Raw genomic sequence first — 19,249 nt, 5'->3', positions numbered from 1 at the left:
GATGCGTACTTTGACGCTGTATCACCGCGAAGGCTGCGGGCTTTGCGAGCAGATGCTCGCGGAGCTTTCGGCCCTCAAAAGTCGTTATACTTTCGCCCTCGAGATCGTCGACATCGACGAGGACCGGGACCTGCGCGTGCGTTTCAACGCGAAGGTCCCGGTGCTTGCGGTCGACGGCGACATTCTTTGCTGCCATTTCCTCGACCGAAAGGCACTGCTGGACCTACTGGCCCCTGCATGACCGAAACTCGCCTGACCCGCAATTTTTCCATCATCGCGCATATCGACCACGGCAAGTCCACGCTGGCCGACCGCCTGATCCAGGGCTGCCATGGCCTGACCGAGCGCGAGATGTCCGAGCAGGTGCTGGACTCGATGGACCTGGAGCGCGAGCGCGGGATCACCATCAAGGCGCAGAGCGTCTCACTGTTCTACGACGCCCAGGACGGACAGCGTTACCAGCTGAATTTCATCGATACCCCGGGGCATGTGGACTTCTCCTATGAGGTCTCGCGTTCGCTGTATGCCTGCGAGGGCGCACTGCTGGTGGTCGATGCCTCCCAGGGTGTGGAGGCGCAGAGTGTGGCCAACTGCTACACCGCGATCGATCAGGGGCTCGAGGTCGTCCCGGTGCTTAACAAGATCGACCTGCCGGCGGCCGAGCCGGATCGGGTGGCGGCCGAGATCGAGGATGTGATCGGCATCGAGGCCACCGACGCCGTGCGGGTCTCCGCGAAGACCGGCGAGGGGATTGCCGAGCTGCTGGAGGAGATCGTGCGCCGCATCCCGCCGCCGGAGGGGGACGCCGAGGCCTCGCCCAAGGCGCTGGTGATCGACTCCTGGTACGACAACTACCTGGGCGTGGTCGCGCTGGTGCGGGTGAAGGCCGGGCGCTTCTACGCGGGGCAGAAGATCAAGGCGATGTCGGTCGGGCGCGCCCACGAGGTCAGCCGGGTCGGGGTGTTCACGCCGAAGCCGGTGGACCGCGAGACCCTTGAGGTCGGCGAGGTTGGCTACCTGATCGCGACCATCAAGGACATCTCCGGGGCCAAGGTGGGCGACACCTTCACCGACTTCAACAACCCGGCCTCCGAGCCGGTGCCGGGCTTCCAGGAGGTCCAGCCGCGGGTGTTCGCCGGCCTGTTCCCGGTCAGCGCGGATGACTTCAACGACCTGCGCGAGGCGCTGGACAAGCTGCGCCTGAACGATGCCGCATTGTCCTTCGAGCCGGAGACCTCGCAGGCGCTGGGGTTTGGTTTTCGCTGCGGCTTCCTCGGCATGCTGCACATGGAAATCGTGCAGGAGCGCCTGGAGCGCGAGTACGACCTTGACCTGATTACCACCGCGCCCACGGTGGTCTACGAGGTGGAAAAGAGCGACGGCGAGGTGGTGATGGTGCACAACCCATCCGGGCTGCCGCCGAGCAACGAGATTGCCGAGATCCGCGAGCCGATTATCGAGGCGAACATCCTCGTGCCGCAGGACTACGTCGGCGCGGTGATCACCCTGTGCATCGAGAAGCGCGGGGTGCAGACCAAGATGCAATACCTGGGGCGTCAGGTGCAGTTGTCCTACGAGCTGCCGATGTCCGAGGTGATGCTGGACTTCTTCGACCGGCTGAAGTCCGCAACCCGTGGCTACGCCTCGTTCGACTACCAGCCGCGGCGCTTCCAGGCGGCGCCGCTGGTGCGCGTGGATATCCTGATCAACGGCGAGCGGGTGGATGCCTTGTCCGGGATCGTGCATCGTGACCATGCGGAGTCGCGCGGTCGCGAGCTGACCGAGCGCATGGCCAAGATCATCCCGCGGCAGATGTACGAGGTGGCGATCCAGGCGGCGATCGGCTCGAAGATTATCGCGCGATCCACGGTCAAGGCGATGCGCAAGAATGTGCTGGCCAAGTGCTACGGCGGCGACGTCTCGCGCAAGCGCAAGCTGCTGGAGAAGCAGAAGGCCGGCAAGAAACGCATGAAGTCGATTGGCAAGGTAGATGTGCCGCAGGAGGCCTTCCTGGCGGTGCTGTCGGTCGGCGACGACAAATAACGCGCCCGGGTCGGAGCGGGCACGCCGCAAGGCGGTGATCGAGGACAATACATGGCGAATCTGGAACTGATCCTGGTACTGGCCACGGCCGCAACGGGCCTGATCTGGCTGGGCTGGGTGCTCCTGCGGCGGCGGCTGAGCCCCGAGCGTCAGGCGCGCATGCCGTGGTTCGTGGACTATTCGCGTTCGTTCTTCCCGGTGCTGCTGATTGTGCTGGTGCTGCGCTCGTTCGTGGCCGAGCCGTTCCGCATCCCGTCGGGCTCCATGATGCCGACCCTGCTGGTGGGCGACTTCATCATGGTGAACAAGTTTTCCTACGGGATTCGCCTGCCGGTTACGCGTACCAAGGTCTTCGATATGGGCGAGCCCGAGCGTGGCGAGGTCGTGGTGTTCAAGTATCCGCGCAACCCGCAAGAGGACTACATCAAGCGAGTGATTGGGCTGCCGGGGGATACCATCGAGTTCCGCGATCGCGTGCTGTACGTCAACGGCGAGGCACAGTCGGCCGAGCGCGTGGGTACCTTCGAGGGCGAGGGGTCCGGGGAGATGATGTCCGGTGCCTCACTGTACGAGGAGACCCTCGACGGGCGCACCTACACGACGCTGATGCGCGAGGAACGCCCGAGCCTGGATGGCTCGGTGACGGTCCCCGACGGCCACTATTTCATGGTCGGCGACAATCGCGACAACTCGAACGACAGCCGGACCTGGGGGTTCGTCTCCGAGGATCTGCTGGTGGGGCGTGCCCTCTTTATCTGGCTGCATTGGGATTACAATGAAGGGCACAGGGACTTTTCCCGGATTGGCCAGGCGATTCGCTAGGCCTGTTTCGCGGGCGCAGGCAACCAGGGGGTAGGGCGATGCGGCATTCCAGACATTCCATGCGCGGGGCGGGTGCCCTGACGGTGATGGCATTGATCCTGCTGGCGCTGCTGGTCGGGACCTTCGTGATCAAGATGGGTACGCAGTACACCCAGTACCTGACGGTGCGCTCGATCATGCAGGACGTGGCGACCCAGCCCGGTGCGGCCGAGAAAAGCGAGCGCGAGCTGTGGCGCGAGATGAACCGCCGCTTCCAGATCAACTCGGTGTACGACGGGATCGAGGAGGACGACTTCTCGGTGACCGAGGAGGGCGATCGCCGGCAGATGCATCTGGAATACGAAGTCCGCCGCGAGTTCCTGGGGAACGTCGACGTGGTCGCGCGTTTCTCGCGTAGCGAAACCCTGGCGCCCTAGGGAAACGCTGTGGGATTGTCGGACCGTAACCTTCAACGATCGAGTGCGAGTCGCGATTTTCGCGATCTGCTGCCGGAGGCGGTGCGCGAGGGCGATGGCGTCCGCCAGGCCCTGACCCATCGCAGTGCCGGCGGGCGCAACAACGAGCGCCTGGAGTTTCTGGGCGATGCGGTCCTGGGTCTGGTCATCGCCGATGCCCTGTACGAGCAGCTGCCGGACGCGCCAGAAGGGGATCTCACGCGCCTGCGCGCGGCGCTGGTCAACCGCGAATCGCTGGCGGCCCTGGCGCGAGAGTCGGGACTGGAAGGCACGCTCAATCTCGGCCAGGGCGAACGCAAGAGCGGCGGTCAGCGGCGCGATTCCATCCTCGCCGACGCGGTCGAGGCCCTGATTGGCGTGACCTACCGCGAGGCCGGCATGCAGGCTGCGCGCGACTTCACCCTGGCACTTTATGCCGAGCGCCTGGGGAATCTCCCCTCCGCCGAATCCCTGAAGGACCCGAAGACCCGTTTGCAGGAACAATTGCAGGGCCGCAATGCGGAACTGCCCGTTTACGAAGTGCTGGAGGTGGTTGGCCCCGATCACCAGCGCCGCTTCACCGTCTCCGTACACCTGCCTACTCAGGGCTGGGGGCAGCAGGGCGAGGGCTCCTCTCGGCGCCGCGCGGAGCAGGCCGCGGCCGAGGCCGCGCTGCAGCGGTTGCAGCAGCAGGCACAGGAGCAGTGAACGGCATGGATAGCACTTCCGAGTCCGGAACGCGGTGCGGTATGGTCGCGCTGGTCGGCCGCCCGAATGTTGGCAAGACTACGCTGATGAACCGCCTGGTGGGCGAGAAGCTCGCAGCCACGACGCGGCGTCCCCACACCACGCGCAATCGCATCCTCGGCATCGTGACCGAGGGGAACGACCAGATCGTGCTGATGGACACCCCGGGGATCGATACTGAACGCACGCGTCTGGTGAACCGTGTGCTGAACCGCACGGCCAGTCAGGCCCTGGCCGACGCGGACCTGGTGTGTTTCCTGGTCGAGGCGGGACGCTTTGGCGAGGGCGACGAGCGCATCGAGCAGCTGATTCGCCAGTCCGAGCGGCCGGCGCTGCTGGTGATCAACAAGGTCGATCGGGCGCGGGAAAAAGAAGAACTGCTGCCGTTTATCGCGGCGCGCATGGAGGCGATGCCGTATGCAGGTGTTGTCCCGCTGTCGGCGAAGACGGGCTCCAACGTCGCGGGCCTGATCGACGAGATCCGCGGCCACCTGCCCGCGGGGCCCTTCCTCTACGACCCCGAGCAGCTGTCCGATCGCCCGGAGCGCTTCCGCGCCGAGGAGATGATCCGCGAGTCCCTGCTGGAGAGCCTGGGGCAGGAGGTCCCGTACTCGGTGGCGGTGCGCGTGGAGCAGTGGTCCGACGAGCCGCGGACGACGCATATCGATGCCGTCATCATGGTCGAGCGCGACAGCCAGAAGGGGATCGTGATCGGCAAGGGTGGACAGCGCCTGAAGCGGATCGGGCAGGCGGCGCGTCTGCAGCTGGAAGAGCTGCTGGGGCGGAAGGTCATGCTGCGCCTGACGGTACGTGTCGAGGCGGACTGGACCCGGAATCCCCGCGCCCTGCGCGAGCTGGGCATCGAAGAACCCCGGTGAAGGCGCCGCGGCGCGCATGAGTGGCGCGGCGACGGCCGTCACCCAGGGTGTAGTGCTGCATGCGCGGGCACTGCGCGAGAACAGCCGCGTGCTGGAACTGCTGACGGGCGAGGCCGGGCGTGTGGCGGCGGTGGTGCGTGGCAAGGCGGGGTCGGTACAGCCCTTTGTGCTACTGGATCTGGCCTGGCGCGGCCGTGGCGAGCTTCCCACGCTGCAGGTGGCGGAGCAGCAGCGGGTCTTTCCGTTGACCGGGCGGGCGTTGGTCTGCGGTTTGTATCTGAATGAGCTGGTGTTGCGCCTCTATCCGCGTGACGCGCCGATCCCCGAGGCGTTGCCGGCCCTGCTGACGGCCTACGCGCGGCTGGCGGCCCGGGAGCGCGCGGACGTGGTGTTGCGCCGCGCCGAGTGGGCGCTGCTGCTGCCGATCGATTCCGGGCTCGAGCATGTCGATGCCGCCGAGCTTGATCCGGCGGCCTGGTATCGGTACGAGCCCGAGATGGGCCTGGAGCCCACGGCACCGGGGCGCGCGGGTGCCATCGCCGGGGAGGCCCTGTGGGCGCTCGCTTCGGGGCAGCCGGTCCCCGATAATCATGCCCGTCCGGCGCGTGACTTCATGCGCGCCCTGATTGACCATCACCTGGCCGGCCGCGTGCTGCGCACGCGAGCGCTGCTGTAGCCCCGGCCCTGACACGCATTCAAGCCCATACAAGGCCACACGTACCATGTCGCATCCCGCACCGCTCAAGCTGGGGGTCAACCTCGACCACATCGCCACGATTCGCCAGGCCCGCCACACGCCGTATCCTGACCTGATGCAGGCGGTACGCCTGGCCGAGGCCAGCGGCGCGGATTCGATCACCCTGCACCTGCGCGAGGATCGCCGCCATATCCAGGATGACGATGTCTTCGGGATCAAGCCGCGGCTTACGGTGCCGATGAACCTCGAGATGGCCGCCACCGAGGGCATGCAGGCGATCGCCTTGAAGCTGCTCCCCGAGGCTTGCTGCATCGTGCCGGAAAAGCGCGAGGAACTGACCACCGAGGGCGGGCTGGATGCGGCCGGGCAGCTGGAGCGGCTGCGTGATTTCGTGGCCCCGCTGACCGCGGCCGGGATCGAGGTCTCGCTGTTCGTGGAGCCGGATGTTCGCCAGATGGAGGCGGCGGTCAAGATTGGTGCTCCGGTGGTGGAGCTGCATACGGGCGCCTATGCCAATGCCCGTGATGCAGCCGAGCGCGAACGTTTGCTGGCCGGGATCAACCAGGCCGCCACTGCCGGTCAGGCCATGGGGCTGGTGATCAACGCCGGTCATGGGCTCGACTACGACAATGTACGTCCGATTGCCGCGAATCCGGTCTTTCACGAGCTGAATATCGGCCACTCCATCGTGGCCCGGGCGTTGTTTACGGGGTTGCCGGAGGCAGTCAGCCACATGCGCGGTTTGATGGATGCCGCCCGCGCTGGCCTGCCAGTCGGCCAGTACCCGGTGTGATCGCCGCATGATCCTCGGGATCGGCACCGACCTCGTCCAGGTGGCGCGCATGCAGGGCATGTGGGAGCGCCATGGCCGGCGGCTGGCCGAGCGTATCCTGCATCCGGTCGAGCACGCCGACCTGCCGTCGGAGCATCCGGCGGGATTTCTCGCCCGGCGCTTTGCGGCCAAGGAGGCCCTCGCCAAGGCGCTGGGATGTGGGGTCGGGGCCGACATGGGGCTGGCCGAAGCCGGGGTGACCCATGATGCCCGCGGGCGCCCCGAATTCGTGCTGGAAGGCCGCGCACGGGCGACCGCCGAACGCCTTGGGGTGAGCGCCATTCACCTCAGTATTAGCGACGAGCGCGAGTATGCCCAGGCCTTTGTGGTCCTCGAGGGTGGTGAGTAACCCGCTTTTCCCTCCGGTCGTGGTTGCCCGGGTGGGACCGGCTCCCTAGAATATGGCCCCTTATGCCCATCCGTGTCGGGTGAACGGATGGTGCCAGCCCTGAGCGAGTGACGGAGTCCAGTCCATGCCCTGGAACGAACCGGGAAATAGTAACCGCGACCCCTGGAGTGGGGGCGGCGGTGGCCAGCGCGGTGGTGGTAGCGGTGGCGGCGGGGGCAACCAGCCTCCCGATCTGGAAGAAATGATGCGCAAGCTGTCGCGCCAGCTGAATGGAATCTTCGGCGGTGGTGGCGACAGTGGCTCCGGGGGTTCCTCCGGTGGTGGCATGGGCCGTGGTACCCAGGCCCTGGTCAGTCTCGGGCTGATCATCGCTCTGGTCGTCTGGCTGGCCTCCGGCTTCCATATCATCTCCGAGGGCGAGCGCGGTGTTGTGCTGCGCTTTGGCGCCTTCCAGGAAGTGAAGAACCCGGGTCCCGGCTGGCATTTGCCCTATCCGATCGAGCGGGTCGAGATCGTCAACGTCGATAACGTGCGAACCATCGAGCACCGCGCGTTGATGCTGACCGGAGACGAGAACATCATCGATATCGATATCGCGGTGCAGTACCGCATCCTCGATCTGGTCGATTTCCTCTTCAACGTGCGCAACCCGGACTCCACTGTGAATCACGTAATGGAATCCGCGATCCGCGAACGTGTCGGGCGTTCCAACCTGGACTTCATCCTCGGCGAAGGGCGTGGGGAGATTGCCTCGTCGGCGCGTGTGGTGATGCAGGAGAATCTGGATTCCTACGGGGCCGGGGTTACGGTTACCGCCGTGTCCATGCAGCAGGCCCAGCCGCCCGAGCCGGTCCAGGAGGCCTTTGCCGACGCGATCCGCGCCCGCGAGGACGAGGTTCGCTTCCGCAACGAGGCCGAGGCCTACGCCAACGGCGTGATCCCGCGGGCCCGTGGTCAGGCGGCGCGTATCATCGAGGAGGCCGAGGCCTATCGTGATCAGGTCATTGCGCAGGCCGACGGTGATGCTGCGCGCTTCGATCAGTTGCTGGTGGAATACCAGCAGTACCCGGAAGTGACCCGCGACCGTCTGTATCTGGAGGCCGTCGAGGCCGTGCTCGAGGATTCGCGCAAGGTCATGCTCGACGTGGGCAGCAGCAACAACCTGATGATGCTGCCGCTGGATCAGCTGTTCCGTGGTACCGGTACCCGATCCAACTCGGGTGATACGCCGACCCCGCAACCCATCGATACCAGCCGCGGTGGCCTCGGTGCCACTCCTGGGTCAGGTGTCAATCGACTGGGTAGCCGTGATCCGGCGGCCCAGCGCTCGCGGGAGGTGCGCTAATGCTACGCATAGCCGGTATCGCCGTTGTTGTCATCGGGATCGTGGTGGCGCTGTCGACCTACACCGTCGATGAGCGCGAGCGCGTGATCAAGTTTGCCCTGGGGGAGATCCGTCAGGTCGATCCCGAGCCTGGTCTGCATTTCAAGTTTCCGCTGATCCAGAACGTCGAGAAGTTCGATGCCCGGATCATGACGCTGAACATCCCGCCGGATCGGTTCCTGACCTCCGAGGCGAAGAACATCATCGTCGACTTCTACGCCAAGTGGCGTATCGATGATATTGGTCAGTTCTACCGCGCTACCCGCGGTGACGAGCGGCTGGCCGAGGAGCGTCTGGCCCAGATCCTGCGCGACGGCATGCGTAACGAGTTCGCACGCTTCGAGTTGCAGGAAGTCGTCGCCGGCGAGCGCCTGGCGATCATGGGGGCGGTACGGCAGACCGCGCTGGAGACGGCGCTGGAGCTGGGGATTGACCTGGTCGACGTGCGCGTACGCCGGATGGATCTGCCCGACGAGGTCTCCGAGTCGGTGTACGAACGTATGCGTGCCGAGCGTGAGCGCGTGGCGCAGGACTTCCGTGCCCGTGGCCAGGAGGAGGCCGAGCGCATCCGCTCGCGCGCCGACCGTGACCGCACGGTCATCCTCGCCAACGCCTATCGCGACTCCGAGGAGATCCGGGGTGCCGGTGATGCGCGTGCCACCGAGACGCTGGGCCGCTCGTTCGGCGAGGACGAGGAGTTCTTCCGCTTCTATCGAAGCCTGATCGCCTACCGCAACAGCATGAGCGGCGAGAAGAGCACCTTTATCCTGGAGCCGAACTCCGAGTTCTTCCAGTTCTTCAACGCGCCGGGCGGGGAGCGGCCGGCGCCGCTGCCGACCCAGTAACACCGGGGCCGGGCGCCATCGCAGGTGTCCGGTGCGCGGTGACCGTTTGACTCGGGCCCGGTCTTCCGGGCCCGAGTCATGCCGGGAGCCGGCCGGCGCGCATTGGGTGACACAAGGGAAACACTGATCAATGTACACACTCGCCGGACGCAAAAGCGCCTTGAGTGCGAGCGTGGACATTGATCAGTGTTTCCCTAGGACAAGGGCAGGGACGAGATGACCGAGATCAACCGCTGGCTACTGCCGGATGGCCTCGACGAGGCGCTGCCCGACGCCGCGCGGCGCCTGGAAGGACTGCGCCGTCGGGTGCTGGACCAGTTTGATACCTGGGGCTATGACCTGGTAATGCCGCCGCTGGCGGAATACCTGGAGTCCTTGCTGGTGGGCGCGGGCCATGCGCTGGATTTGCAGACCTTCAAGCTGACCGACCAGATGAACGGTCGGCTGATGGGGGTGCGCGCGGACCTGACCCCACAGGTGGCACGCATCGACGCCCATCGCCTGAAGGTCGAAGGCCCCAACCGCCTCTGTTATGTCGGCAGTACGCTGCGTACGCGTGCGGACGAGTGGTCCGGATCGCGCAGTCCCCTGCAGGCCGGGGCCGAGTTGTTCGGCCATGATGGTCTGGATTCCGACCTTGAGATCATCCGCCTGATGCTCGCCACACTGGAGGTTTGCGGGGTCTATCAGCCCAGCATGGATCTGGGTCATGTCGGTATCTATCGCGCGCTGGCGCGCGAGGCCGGTCTGGACAACGCGCGCGAAGAGGCCTTCTTCGACCAGTTGCAGCGCAAAAGCGTCCCCGAGATCGAGGGGACCCTCGAGGCGTGGGAGACGGAAGGCATGGATGCGGCTGTCTGCCGGCGGTTGCGCGCTCTGGTGGATCTCAATGGTGACGCCGGTGTCATTGCCGCGGCGCGTGAGGCCCTGGCCGGTGCGCCGGCCGAGGTCGAGGCGGCCCTGGATCACCTGCAGGCGGTGGCGGAACGTCTGGAGGCGACACAGCCGAACGTGGACCTCCACGTTGATCTCGGCGAGTTACGCGGCTATGCCTATCACACGGGCCTGGTGTTCGCGGTGTTCGTGCCAGGCTCCGGGCAGGCAATTGCACGCGGCGGGCGCTACAACGATATTGGTCGCGTCTTTGGCCGGGCGCGCGCCGCGACCGGCTTCAGTACCGATCTGCGCGAGTTGCTGCGCCGTGCCGAGGTGGCGCCGCCGGTGCCGCGTCGTACGGTGCGCGCGCCGGCCTCGGGTGACGTGGCCATGGAGGCCGCAATCGCCGACCTGCGTGCGCGCGGTAATCGCGTGGTGCGCGATCTGGAAGGGCAAACCAATGAACCCCCCGCCGATGCGCGCCTGGAGCTGCGCGACGGGGCCTGGACGGTAGTGGAGTACTGAGCCGATGGGACGTTTCGTAGTCGTACTGGGCAGTCAGTGGGGTGACGAGGGCAAGGGCAAGATCGTCGACCGCCTGACCGAGGACGCAGCCGCTGTTGTCCGTTTTCAGGGTGGGCACAATGCCGGGCATACCCTGGTGATTGATGGCGAGAAGACCGTGCTGCACCTGATCCCGTCGGGGATCCTGCGCGAAGGCGTGGAATGCATGATCGGCAACGGGGTGGTGCTTTCGCCCGAGGCGCTGATTACCGAGATGGAAGAGCTCGAGGCCAAGGGCGTGCCGGTTGCCGACCGCCTGCGGCTGTCGGACGCCTGCCAGTTGATCCTGCCCTACCACGTGGCGCTGGACCATGCGCGCGAGAAGGCGCGCGGCAAGGCTGCGATCGGGACCACCGGGCGCGGGATCGGCCCCGCCTACGAGGACAAGGTCGCGCGTCGTGGCCTGCGCCTGGACGACCTGTTCCACCGCGAGCGTCTGGCCGCCAAGCTGGGCGAGGTGATGGACTACCACAACTTCGCATTGAAGCATTATTTCAAGGCCCCCACGATCGACCAGCAGGAGGTGCTGGAACAGTGCCTGGCGCACGCCGAGCGCCTGCAGCCGATGGTCGCGGATGTCGCCGGGCGACTGCACGAGTTGCGGGCCCAGGGCCGGGACGTGATGTTCGAGGGGGCACAGGGCACCCTGCTGGACATCGACCACGGGACCTACCCGTTCGTCACCTCGTCCAATACCACCGCCGGGGGCGCCTCGACGGGCTCCGGTGTCGGTCCGCGCGATATCGACTACGTGCTGGGGATCACCAAGGCCTACACCACCCGTGTCGGGGCCGGCCCGTTTCCGACCGAGCTGTTCGATAACATGGGCGAGCACCTGGCCACCCGCGGCAACGAATTCGGTTCCACCACTGGGCGCGCACGGCGCTGTGGCTGGTTCGATGCGGTCGCGCTCAAGCGCGCGGTCGCGATTAACAGCATCAGCGGCCTGTGCATGACCAAGCTGGATGTGCTGGACGGGCTGGAGAGCGTGCAGATCTGTGTCGGCTATGACTGTGGCGGCAAACGCCACGAGGTACCGCCGTCCGGAGCCGAGGCCTATGCGGCCTGCAAGCCGATCTACGAGGAGATGCCGGGGTGGCAGGAATCCACCGTGGGGATTCGCGAATACGAAAAGCTGCCGGCCGCGGCGCGAGCCTATCTGGAGCGCCTGTCCGAGGTGGTGGGTGTCCCGATCGACATGATCTCCACCGGGCCGGATCGCGACGAGACGCTTGTGCTGCGCGACCCGTTCGATTGCTGATCCAGGCGCGTTTGGGATATCGCTTGGACGTGCGGTGCGGGCCAGGCCCGTGCCGTACGCGCGGACAGACATAGTTCCACCGCTACACGGAGATCCGTGCGGAGAACGGGGCGGGTATTTTCGTCTCGGGGGATCGGGAAGCAGAGAAATGGTGCCGAGGAGAGGACTTGAACCTCCACGAGCTTTCGCTCACTAGCACCTGAAGCTAGCGCGTCTACCAATTCCGCCACCTCGGCACGAGGTCGGATCGCCGGTTCGAGACCGGGTCCTGCGCTTCAGGAGCGCGCAATATAGTGCGCGGCCAAAAGCCTGTCAACGCCCGCAAGAATGTCCTGTGCCATGGGCGCGGACGTGAGGCTGGGTTCGCGCGTCCCTCGGCGCTTCCGGCAGCAAATCTTTACTTGCCGCATAATAGGGCGCTTGCGTTGCCAGCCTTCCGCTGGCGGCCACCGAATCATCCAACGAGTTGTTTGAATGCCAAGAAAAAGAAGCAAGGCGCCGGCCGATCCCAATTTCGAGCGCGAGGCGCAGAAGTACGACAATCCCATCCCCAGCCGCGAGTTCATCCTCGGGCTCCTGCAGGAAGCCGACAACCCCCTGTCCTACGACGAGATCGCCGAGCGGCTGGAGATCGTCGACGACGACCGTCTCGAGGCCCTGCGCCGTCGCCTGAAGGCGATGGAGCGCGACGGGCAGGCCCTTTGCAACCGGCGCGGCGCCTATCTCCCGGTCAACCAGGAAGACCTGATTCGCGGTCGCGTGATCGGCCACCCGGACGGCTTCGGTTTTCTGGTGCCGGATGAACAGGACGACGATCTGTTTCTCTCGCCGCGCCAGATGCGCGGTGTGTTCCATGGTGACCGCGTGCTGGCGCGGGTCATGGGCGTGGATCGTCGCGGTCGCCGCGAGGGCGGCATCGTCGAGGTCCTCGAACACAACACGACCCAGGTGGTCGGGCGCCTGCGCATCGAGGACGGGGTGGGCATCCTGACCCCGGACAACAAGCGCATCACGCACGACATCCTGGTGCCGCCCGATGGTCTGGGCGAGGCCGAAGACGACCAGATCGTGGTCGTGCGTATCCGCGAGTCCGCGTCGCGCACGGCACGCCTGCGCGGGGACGTCATCGAGGTGCTGGGCGAACACATGGCGCCCGGCATGGAGATCGATATCGCGATCCGTGCGCACAGTCTGCCGCACGAGTGGCCAGAGGAGGTCGCTGCCGCAGCCGATGAGCTGGGGGCCGAGGTCAACGAGAAGGCCAAGAAGGGCCGCCTGGACCTGCGCGAGCAGCCATTTGTGACTATCGATGGCGACGACGCGCGGGACTTTGATGACGCGCTGTACTGCGAGCGCGACGGCAAGGGCTGGCGCCTGTGGGTGGCCATCGCGGACGTGTCGCACTACGTCGAGCGGGATGCGGCGCTGGACCGCGAGGCACGTACGCGCGGGACCTCGGTGTATTTCCCGAACAACGTGATCCCGATGCTGCCGGAGGTCCTGTCCAACGGGCTCTGCTCGCTGAACCCGAAGGTCGATCGCTTGAGCATGGTCTGCGAGATGGAGATCGGTGCTCGCGGTGCCCTGAAGAACTATCGCTTCCACGAGGGGCTGATCCGCTCGCATGCGCGCCTGATCTACGAGGACGTCGCCGCGATGCTCGATGGCGACGAGCAGCTGCGCGAGCAGAATGGGCATGTGATGCCCCACCTGGAGGTCCTGCACGAGGTCTTCAAGGCGCTGCACGCCGCGCGCAACCGCCGCGGGGCGATCGACTTCGATACCACCGAGACCAAGATCCTGTTCGGCGAGGATCGCAAGATCGAGCAGATCGTGCCGACCGAGCGCAACGACGCGCATCGCATGGTCGAGGAATGCATGATCATGGCCAACGTGGCGGCCGCGCGCTTTCTCAAGAAGCACAAGGTGCCGGCGCTCTACCGTATCCATGACCAGCCGCCGACGGACAAGGTCGACGACCTGCGTGACTTCCTCAATGGGGTGGGTCTGGCGCTCGGCGGGGGCAGCGAGCCGAGCCCCCGCGACTACACCGAGGTCCTGAAGGCGGCGAAGAAGCGTCCCGACCAGCAGCTGATCCAGACCGTGCTGCTGCGCTCGCTGAGCCAGGCGGTGTACGCGCCCGAACTGGACGGCCACTTCGGGCTGGCGCTGGATGACTACGCCCACTTCACCTCGCCGATCCGGCGCTACCCGGATCTGCTGGTGCATCGCGGGATTCGCCATGTGCTGCGCAAGGGCAGCAACAAGGCCTTCCCGTATTCGCACAACGACATGGAATCGCTCGGCGAGCACTGCTCCATGGCTGAACGCCGTGCGGATGATGCCACGCGCGACGCGGTCGCCTGGCTCAAGGCCGAATACATGCAGGACAAGGTCGGCGACACCTTTGACGGCGTCGTCTCCGGGGTGACCGGGTTCGGCCTGTTCGTCGAGATCAAGGACGTCTACATCGAGGGCCTGGTGCACGTGACCGCCCTCGATAACGACTTCTATCACTTCGAGCCGTCGCGCCACACGTTGACCGGCGAACGCGGCGGTCGCGTATTCCGTATTGGCGATGAGTTGCGCGTGCAGGTCGTGCGCGTCAGCCTGGACGATCGCAAGATCGATCTGGCTCTGGCCGAAGAGTCCCAAGTCGAGGCCGCGCCAAAGAAGAAGGGCGGCCGTGGTCGCAAGCGCAAGGACGCCGAGGCCGTGCAGCCGGCACCGGAGGCCGCGCCCGAGCAGGCCCAGGACGACGGCCCGCCGAAGAAGAAGCGCCGCCGCCGCGGTGGGCGCGGTCGTGGCAAGTCGTCAGAGTCCGCCGCTGAGGCCCCGTCCGAGGCCCCGGCTGCCGACGCTTCAGAGACGCCGTCGGGCACCGATGGCGAGCCCGGTGGCAAGTCCGGTCGGCGTCGTCGTGGTCGGCGCCGCCGCTCGTCCAGCGCCTCCTAGTCCTAGGAGGGATAGGGGCGATGGGCAAGGGCGGCAAGGGGCCTCGCGGCGAGTCCTTCGGCGGGATCCACGCGGTAGCCGCCGTGCTGCAGCATGCCCCGGAGCGCGTGCGTCTGCTGCAGCTGGCGAGCGGCACCCTGGAGCCGGCGCTGGCGCATTTGCTGGAGCAGGCCCAGGCACGCGGGATCTCGATCGAGCGGGCGGGGCGTGACAAGCTCGACCAGCACCACCCCGGGTTCCAGCATCAGGGCGTGATCGTGCATTGCGCCCCGCGCCCGGTAGTGGACGAAAAGACCCTGGTCCAGCGGGTACAGGATGGGCTGGACCTCGTGCTGGTGCTGGACGGGGTCACCGATCCGCATAACCTGGGCGCCTGCCTGCGCACCGCGGACGCGGCCGGCGCCGGTGCCATCGTCACGCCCCGACACCACAGCGCGGCGCTCACGCCGGCGGCGATCAAGGTCGCCTCGGGCGCGGCGGAAACCGTGCCGGTGGTCGCGGTCGGCAACCTCGCGCGGACCCTGGCGGCATTGAAGGATGCCGGCATGTGGACCGTGGGTCTGGACGGTGCCGCGCACGAGGACCTCTATACGGTGGATCTGCGGCCGCCGACCGCGATCGTGATGGGGGCCGAGGGCGAGGGCATGCGGCGCCTGACCCGCGAGGCCTGCGATCATCTCGCCAGGATCCCGATGGGCGGCACGGTGGAGAGCCTGAACGTCTCGGTGGCGACCGGGGTCTCGCTGTTCGAGGTCCGCCGCCAGCGCCAATCCTGACGCCGGCGGGCCTGATACACTCGGTATATGCGCGTGCATCCTCGACCGGTCCTCTGGCTGTTGTTGCTGTTGCCCCTGCTGGTGATGGCGCAAACCGTGCATGCGGCCGACATGGCGACCATGCCCAGCGAGCCCGCGGAGATGGACGTCTCCATGCACTGCGATGGTGCGCACTGCGATCATCACGCCGAGCAGGAGTGCTCCAGCCACGGGGGCTGTTGCGTGGCCCCGCTGGCGACAGCTGTCTCGCTTACGACGACGCTGACCCGGGTGCCCGCCGAGCCCCTGGTCCAGCCGAACCGGTTGTCCATCGAGCCCCCGAGCCCTCCACCGAGATCCTGATTCCCCTGTCTTGGATGCGGCCTGGCCGCGTCCGTTTCAATGATTGCGACAGCGAGGAATCCAGATGTCCATTGCAACCGTTTTTCCGGTCAGCACCCTGCTGGCCATGAGCCTGATCCTGGCGACGCCGCTCGCGGCGAGCGAGGGCCACGACCACCACCACGGGGAGCCGACGCATGATCACCATGACCATTCCGGCCAGGGTGACCACCCCGGCCATGACCACCACACGCACGAGCATCGCTGGGAGGCACCTTCCGATGCGGCCGAGCGGGATAACCCCCACGCGGCAGACGAGGCATCCATCCGCATGGGGCGGGACGCCTACAAGGCCCAGTGCCTGGCCTGCCACGGGGAGACCGGCGCCGGTGACGGCGCGCAGGCGCGTGCGCTGGAGTCGCGTCCAGCCGATTTACGGGAACACGCCGGGGGACACACCGCAGGCGAATACCACTGGGTGATTCGCGAGGGCTCGGGCGAGATGCCCGCCTTTGCCGGTGTGCTGGACGACGACGAGATCTGGCACGTGGTCAATTACATCCGCTACGAACTGGCCGATGCTGGCGACGACCCCTCGGATGACCACGATGGTCATCACGCGCCTGACCGGCACGACGACCACGATCACCACAATGGGGGCCATAATGGGCATGCGCATTAAGTCTGTTGGGGCGTCGGTGGTCGCGCTGGCCCTCGCCGGTCTCCTCGCCGGGTGCGGCGAGGAGACCCCGGAGGCGGCGCAGGAGCGAGCACCGTATCCCATCCAGGGGCTTGCCAACATCGAGCTGTACGGCGATCCGCAGGTGGGTCGGGAGCGCTTCGCGCAGAGCTGCGCGGAGTGTCATGGCGCCGATGCCCGCGGTACCGGGCAGGGGCCGGCACTAGTTCACCGGATCTACGAGCCGTCCCATCACGCCGACATCACCTTCTTCATCGCGGTCGAGCGCGGGGTGGTCGCGCATCATTGGGAATACGGCGACATGCCGCCGGTCCCGGGGCTGGATCATCAGGATGTGGCGGATATCGTCGCCTGGGTGCGGCACGAGCAGCGTGACGACGGGATTATTCCGGAAGACGAGTGGCCGGTGGACGAGGACTGACATCGTCACCCGGCCCGGCGCGACGGCGCTGCCGAGGGCCCTCGGGCTTGTTGCCGGGGCCCAGTTCGTTTAAGGTATCGCGCCTTTCCGTCTGCCGGTTATCCGGCGGTCGGAATCCTTGCCTCACCGCTGCGTCGGGAGGCTGATACCCGCAAGGAGTCGAAAATGCGTCATTACGAAGTTGTGTTCCTGGTCCACCCGGACCAGAGCGAGCAGGTCCCGGCGATGATCGAGCGCTACAAGGGCCTGGTCGAAGGTCACGAGGGCAAGATCCACCGTCTGGAAGACTGGGGCCGTCGTCAGCTGGCCTACCCGATCCAGAAGCTGGTCAAGGCCCACTACGTGCTGATGAACATCGAGGCCTCGGAAGAGGCGCTGGAAGAACTGGTCAGTGCCTTCCGGTTCAACGATGCCGTGCTGCGCCACCTGGCCATGCGCATGGAAGAGGCCGTCACCGAAACCTCCCCGCTGGCCAAGGGCCAGGAAGAGGAAGGTGCCAAGGGCCGTCGCCGCGAGCGTGACGACGAAGGTGGCCAGGCCGCCTCTGACGACTCGGCCTCCGCCGAGTAAGTCCCGCCCGTCCGTTGACCGAATTTTTGAAGGAGATCTGACATGGCCCGTTTTCCGCGTCGTCGCAAGTACTGCAAGTTCACCGCCGAAGGCATCGAGTACATCGATTACAAGGACCTGAACCTGCTGAAAGGTTTTGTAACCGAGACCGGCAAGATTGTGCCCAGCCGCGTGACCGGCACCAGCGCGAAGTATCAGCGCCAGCTGGCCACGGCCGTGAAGCGCGCGCGCTACCTCGCGCTGCTGCCGTACAGCGACAACCACTGATCCGCGCTCCGGTTCGCCCGGACGCACGGCCATGCGTGTACTGGCCGAATTCGTGATGAAAAGCCGGGGCCGCGCCGTGGGCGCGGTCTCCGGCTTTGGCGTTGCGGGGCTCTTCCTGCCGCCGATCGCGATCGTCAGCAGTGCCCTGATCGCACTGGTCGGCCTGCGTGTCGGTCTGGGGCAGGCCCTGCTCGTCGCCGCGTTGTCGGCGCTGGTGCTCGGAGCTGCGATGTTCGTGCTGATCCCGGAGGCCCCGCCGATGGCGGGTGTGGCCGCGGGGTTTGTGCAGTGGGCACCCGTGGTCCTGCTGGCCGAGGTCCTGCGCCGTACGGTGTCCTGGCGCATGACGCTGAAGGCCGGCGCGATGGTCGCCGGGCTTGGCGTACTGGCAGTACATGCCCTGGTACCGGATCTGCAGACGGCCTGGTCCGAGGCGGGCATGGCCCTGCTGGGACCGCTGGTCGAGGGTACGGATACCGGGGCGCAGGAGCTGGAGGCCGCGCTGCGCCGTGCGGCGCCCTACCTGACGGGGCTTTTTGCCGGGATCGTGCTGCTGAGTCTGACGCTGAGTCTGCTGATCGGCCGCTATTGGCAGGCGCTTCTGTATAACCCGGGGGCGTTTGGCGAGGAGTTCCGCGCGCTGCAGTTCGGTCGCGCCATGAGCGGCGTGACCGTCGCGCTGGGGCTGGTCGGGCATCTCGGCCCGGTGCCGCTGGCCACCGAGCTGGCGTTCATCCTTGGGGTGCTGTTCTTCCTCCAGGGCATTGCACTGGTGCATGCACTGACGCATCACCAGGGCATGAGCAGCTTCTGGATGGTGGGCATGTACGTGCTGATGGCGCTGGCCCTGCCGCAGATGTTCCTGCTGCTGGCGACGATCGGGGTGATCGATGCCTGGGCGGACATCCGCTCGCGTCTTGGCGCGCTGGGCGGGCGAAAGGGTCCGGGTGACGGACCGGACGGTGACAACAATTCGTGAGACCGGTCGGCGACCGGTGTAGAATGCCTCGTTTTTGGGGCTGACCCAACGTTACAGGAATACCGAAGATGGAAGTCATTCTGCTGGAAAAGATCGATAACCTGGGTGGTCTGGGTGACCGCGTGACCGTGCGCTCCGGCTTCGCCCGCAACTACCTGCTGCCGCAGGGCAAGGCCAAGTTCGCCACCGCGGAGAACATCGCCGAGTTCGAGGCCCGCCGTGCCGAGCTGGAAAAGGCCGCCGCCGAAGCGCTGGCCGCCGCCGAGGCGCGCAAGGCACAGCTGGAAGGCACCGTGCTGGAAATCACCGCCAAGTCCGGTGGCGAAGGCAAGCTGTTCGGCTCCATCGGGCCCGCCGATATCGCCGATGCGCTGACTGCCAAGGGCACCGAGGTGGAGAAGAAGGAAGTGCGCATGCCGGAAGGACCGCTGCGTACTACGGGTGAGTTCGAGGTCGGACTGCATCTGCATACGGACGTGGATGTCGACATTCACGTCGTGGTCATCGGCGAGGAGTGATCCTCCGCAT

General features: G+C 66.3%; 22 protein-coding genes and 1 tRNA gene. 22 read left to right on the top strand and 1 reads right to left on the bottom strand.

From position 1 onward, the window contains the following. Window position 1 precedes the first annotated feature (1 nt). From F467_RS0111670 to F467_RS0111610, 13 genes are all read left to right on the top strand, one after another. Complete coding sequence (locus F467_RS0111670) at window positions 2–241, top strand: glutaredoxin family protein (RefSeq protein ID WP_026182191.1); 240 nt, start codon at window positions 2–4, stop codon at window positions 239–241. Next, on the top strand, window positions 238–2,043 hold the full coding sequence (gene lepA / locus F467_RS0111665; RefSeq protein WP_018138084.1) for a translation elongation factor 4: 1,806 nt from the start codon (window positions 238–240) through the stop codon (window positions 2,041–2,043). The genes F467_RS0111670 and lepA overlap by 4 nt, the downstream gene beginning before the upstream one ends. 51 nt (window positions 2,044–2,094) lie before the next feature. After that, window positions 2,095–2,865: a signal peptidase I gene (lepB, locus tag F467_RS0111660; RefSeq protein ID WP_018138085.1), complete on the top strand. Its 771-nt coding sequence runs from the start codon at window positions 2,095–2,097 to the stop codon at window positions 2,863–2,865. A 59-nt stretch (window positions 2,866–2,924) separates the two neighbouring features. Further along, window positions 2,925–3,281 carry a DUF4845 domain-containing protein gene (locus F467_RS0111655; RefSeq protein WP_017925696.1) on the top strand — a complete coding sequence of 119 codons (357 nt, stop codon included), beginning with the start codon at window positions 2,925–2,927 and terminating at the stop codon, window positions 3,279–3,281. A gap of 15 nt (window positions 3,282–3,296) precedes the next feature. After that, complete coding sequence (gene rnc, locus F467_RS0111650) at window positions 3,297–4,007, top strand: ribonuclease III (RefSeq protein ID WP_018138086.1); 711 nt, start codon at window positions 3,297–3,299, stop codon at window positions 4,005–4,007. A gap of 41 nt (window positions 4,008–4,048) precedes the next feature. Further along, complete coding sequence (gene era / locus F467_RS0111645; RefSeq protein ID WP_018138087.1) at window positions 4,049–4,924, top strand: GTPase Era; 876 nt, start codon at window positions 4,049–4,051, stop codon at window positions 4,922–4,924. Window positions 4,925–4,940: 16 nt separating this feature from the next. Continuing rightward, window positions 4,941–5,600 (top strand): DNA repair protein RecO, encoded by a 660-nt coding sequence (locus tag F467_RS0111640; protein ID WP_018138088.1) that lies wholly within the window; start codon window positions 4,941–4,943, stop codon window positions 5,598–5,600. A 46-nt stretch (window positions 5,601–5,646) separates the two neighbouring features. After that, window positions 5,647–6,414 carry a pyridoxine 5'-phosphate synthase gene (locus F467_RS0111635; protein ID WP_018138089.1) on the top strand — a complete coding sequence of 256 codons (768 nt, stop codon included), beginning with the start codon at window positions 5,647–5,649 and terminating at the stop codon, window positions 6,412–6,414. A 7-nt stretch (window positions 6,415–6,421) separates the two neighbouring features. Continuing rightward, a complete protein-coding gene (acpS, locus tag F467_RS0111630) occupies window positions 6,422–6,802 on the top strand; it encodes a holo-ACP synthase (protein WP_026182192.1) in 381 nt (126 codons plus the stop codon). 124 nt (window positions 6,803–6,926) lie between these two features. Beyond that, complete coding sequence (gene hflK, locus F467_RS0111625) at window positions 6,927–8,147, top strand: FtsH protease activity modulator HflK (protein WP_038038384.1); 1,221 nt, start codon at window positions 6,927–6,929, stop codon at window positions 8,145–8,147. Then, the gene (gene hflC / locus F467_RS0111620) at window positions 8,147–9,031 is read left to right on the top strand and encodes a protease modulator HflC (RefSeq protein WP_018138092.1); all 885 of its coding nucleotides are present in this window, start codon (window positions 8,147–8,149) and stop codon (window positions 9,029–9,031) included. Before hflK ends, hflC begins: the two co-directional genes overlap by 1 nt. A 216-nt stretch (window positions 9,032–9,247) precedes the next feature. After that, complete coding sequence (locus tag F467_RS0111615; protein ID WP_018138093.1) at window positions 9,248–10,432, top strand: ATP phosphoribosyltransferase regulatory subunit; 1,185 nt, start codon at window positions 9,248–9,250, stop codon at window positions 10,430–10,432. 4 nt (window positions 10,433–10,436) lie between these two features. Then, window positions 10,437–11,732, top strand: coding sequence for an adenylosuccinate synthase (locus F467_RS0111610; protein WP_018138094.1), 1,296 nt, complete (start codon window positions 10,437–10,439; stop codon window positions 11,730–11,732). Between the two features lie 149 nt (window positions 11,733–11,881). On the opposite strand, the gene F467_RS0111605 is transcribed toward F467_RS0111610, so the two are convergent. Beyond that, a tRNA-Leu gene (locus F467_RS0111605) sits at window positions 11,882–11,968 on the bottom strand. Between the two features lie 238 nt (window positions 11,969–12,206). On the opposite strand from F467_RS0111605, the gene rnr reads away from it, so the two are divergent. From rnr to rplI, 9 genes are all read left to right on the top strand, one after another. Beyond that, window positions 12,207–14,687: a ribonuclease R gene (gene rnr, locus F467_RS0111600; RefSeq protein WP_018138095.1), complete on the top strand. Its 2,481-nt coding sequence runs from the start codon at window positions 12,207–12,209 to the stop codon at window positions 14,685–14,687. 20 nt (window positions 14,688–14,707) lie between these two features. Then, on the top strand, window positions 14,708–15,463 hold the full coding sequence (rlmB, locus tag F467_RS0111595) for a 23S rRNA (guanosine(2251)-2'-O)-methyltransferase RlmB (protein ID WP_018138096.1): 756 nt from the start codon (window positions 14,708–14,710) through the stop codon (window positions 15,461–15,463). A gap of 27 nt (window positions 15,464–15,490) precedes the next feature. Further along, on the top strand, window positions 15,491–15,805 hold the full coding sequence (locus F467_RS0111590; RefSeq protein WP_018138097.1) for a hypothetical protein: 315 nt from the start codon (window positions 15,491–15,493) through the stop codon (window positions 15,803–15,805). A gap of 64 nt (window positions 15,806–15,869) precedes the next feature. After that, on the top strand, window positions 15,870–16,466 hold the full coding sequence (locus tag F467_RS0111585; RefSeq protein WP_026182193.1) for a cytochrome c: 597 nt from the start codon (window positions 15,870–15,872) through the stop codon (window positions 16,464–16,466). Beyond that, window positions 16,450–16,905: a cytochrome c gene (locus F467_RS0111580; protein ID WP_018138098.1), complete on the top strand. Its 456-nt coding sequence runs from the start codon at window positions 16,450–16,452 to the stop codon at window positions 16,903–16,905. Before F467_RS0111585 ends, F467_RS0111580 begins: the two co-directional genes overlap by 17 nt. 165 nt (window positions 16,906–17,070) lie before the next feature. Further along, window positions 17,071–17,475 (top strand): 30S ribosomal protein S6, encoded by a 405-nt coding sequence (rpsF, locus tag F467_RS0111575; RefSeq protein WP_012983301.1) that lies wholly within the window; start codon window positions 17,071–17,073, stop codon window positions 17,473–17,475. A gap of 42 nt (window positions 17,476–17,517) precedes the next feature. Continuing rightward, window positions 17,518–17,742 carry a 30S ribosomal protein S18 gene (gene rpsR, locus F467_RS0111570; protein ID WP_018138099.1) on the top strand — a complete coding sequence of 75 codons (225 nt, stop codon included), beginning with the start codon at window positions 17,518–17,520 and terminating at the stop codon, window positions 17,740–17,742. Between the two features lie 31 nt (window positions 17,743–17,773). Continuing rightward, entirely contained in the window at window positions 17,774–18,721 is a 948-nt protein-coding gene (locus F467_RS0111565) for a hypothetical protein (protein WP_018138100.1), read from the top strand. Window positions 18,722–18,789: 68 nt separating this feature from the next. Continuing rightward, complete coding sequence (gene rplI, locus F467_RS0111560; protein WP_018138101.1) at window positions 18,790–19,239, top strand: 50S ribosomal protein L9; 450 nt, start codon at window positions 18,790–18,792, stop codon at window positions 19,237–19,239. Window positions 19,240–19,249 lie beyond the last annotated feature (10 nt).

Origin of the sequence: Thioalkalivibrio sp. ALJ12 (assembly GCF_000378305.1) — a bacterium.
Lineage (GTDB): Bacteria > Pseudomonadota > Gammaproteobacteria > Ectothiorhodospirales > Ectothiorhodospiraceae > Thioalkalivibrio.
Note: the sequence above shows the minus strand (reverse complement) of the source record. Positions and strands in the feature narration are given on the sequence as shown.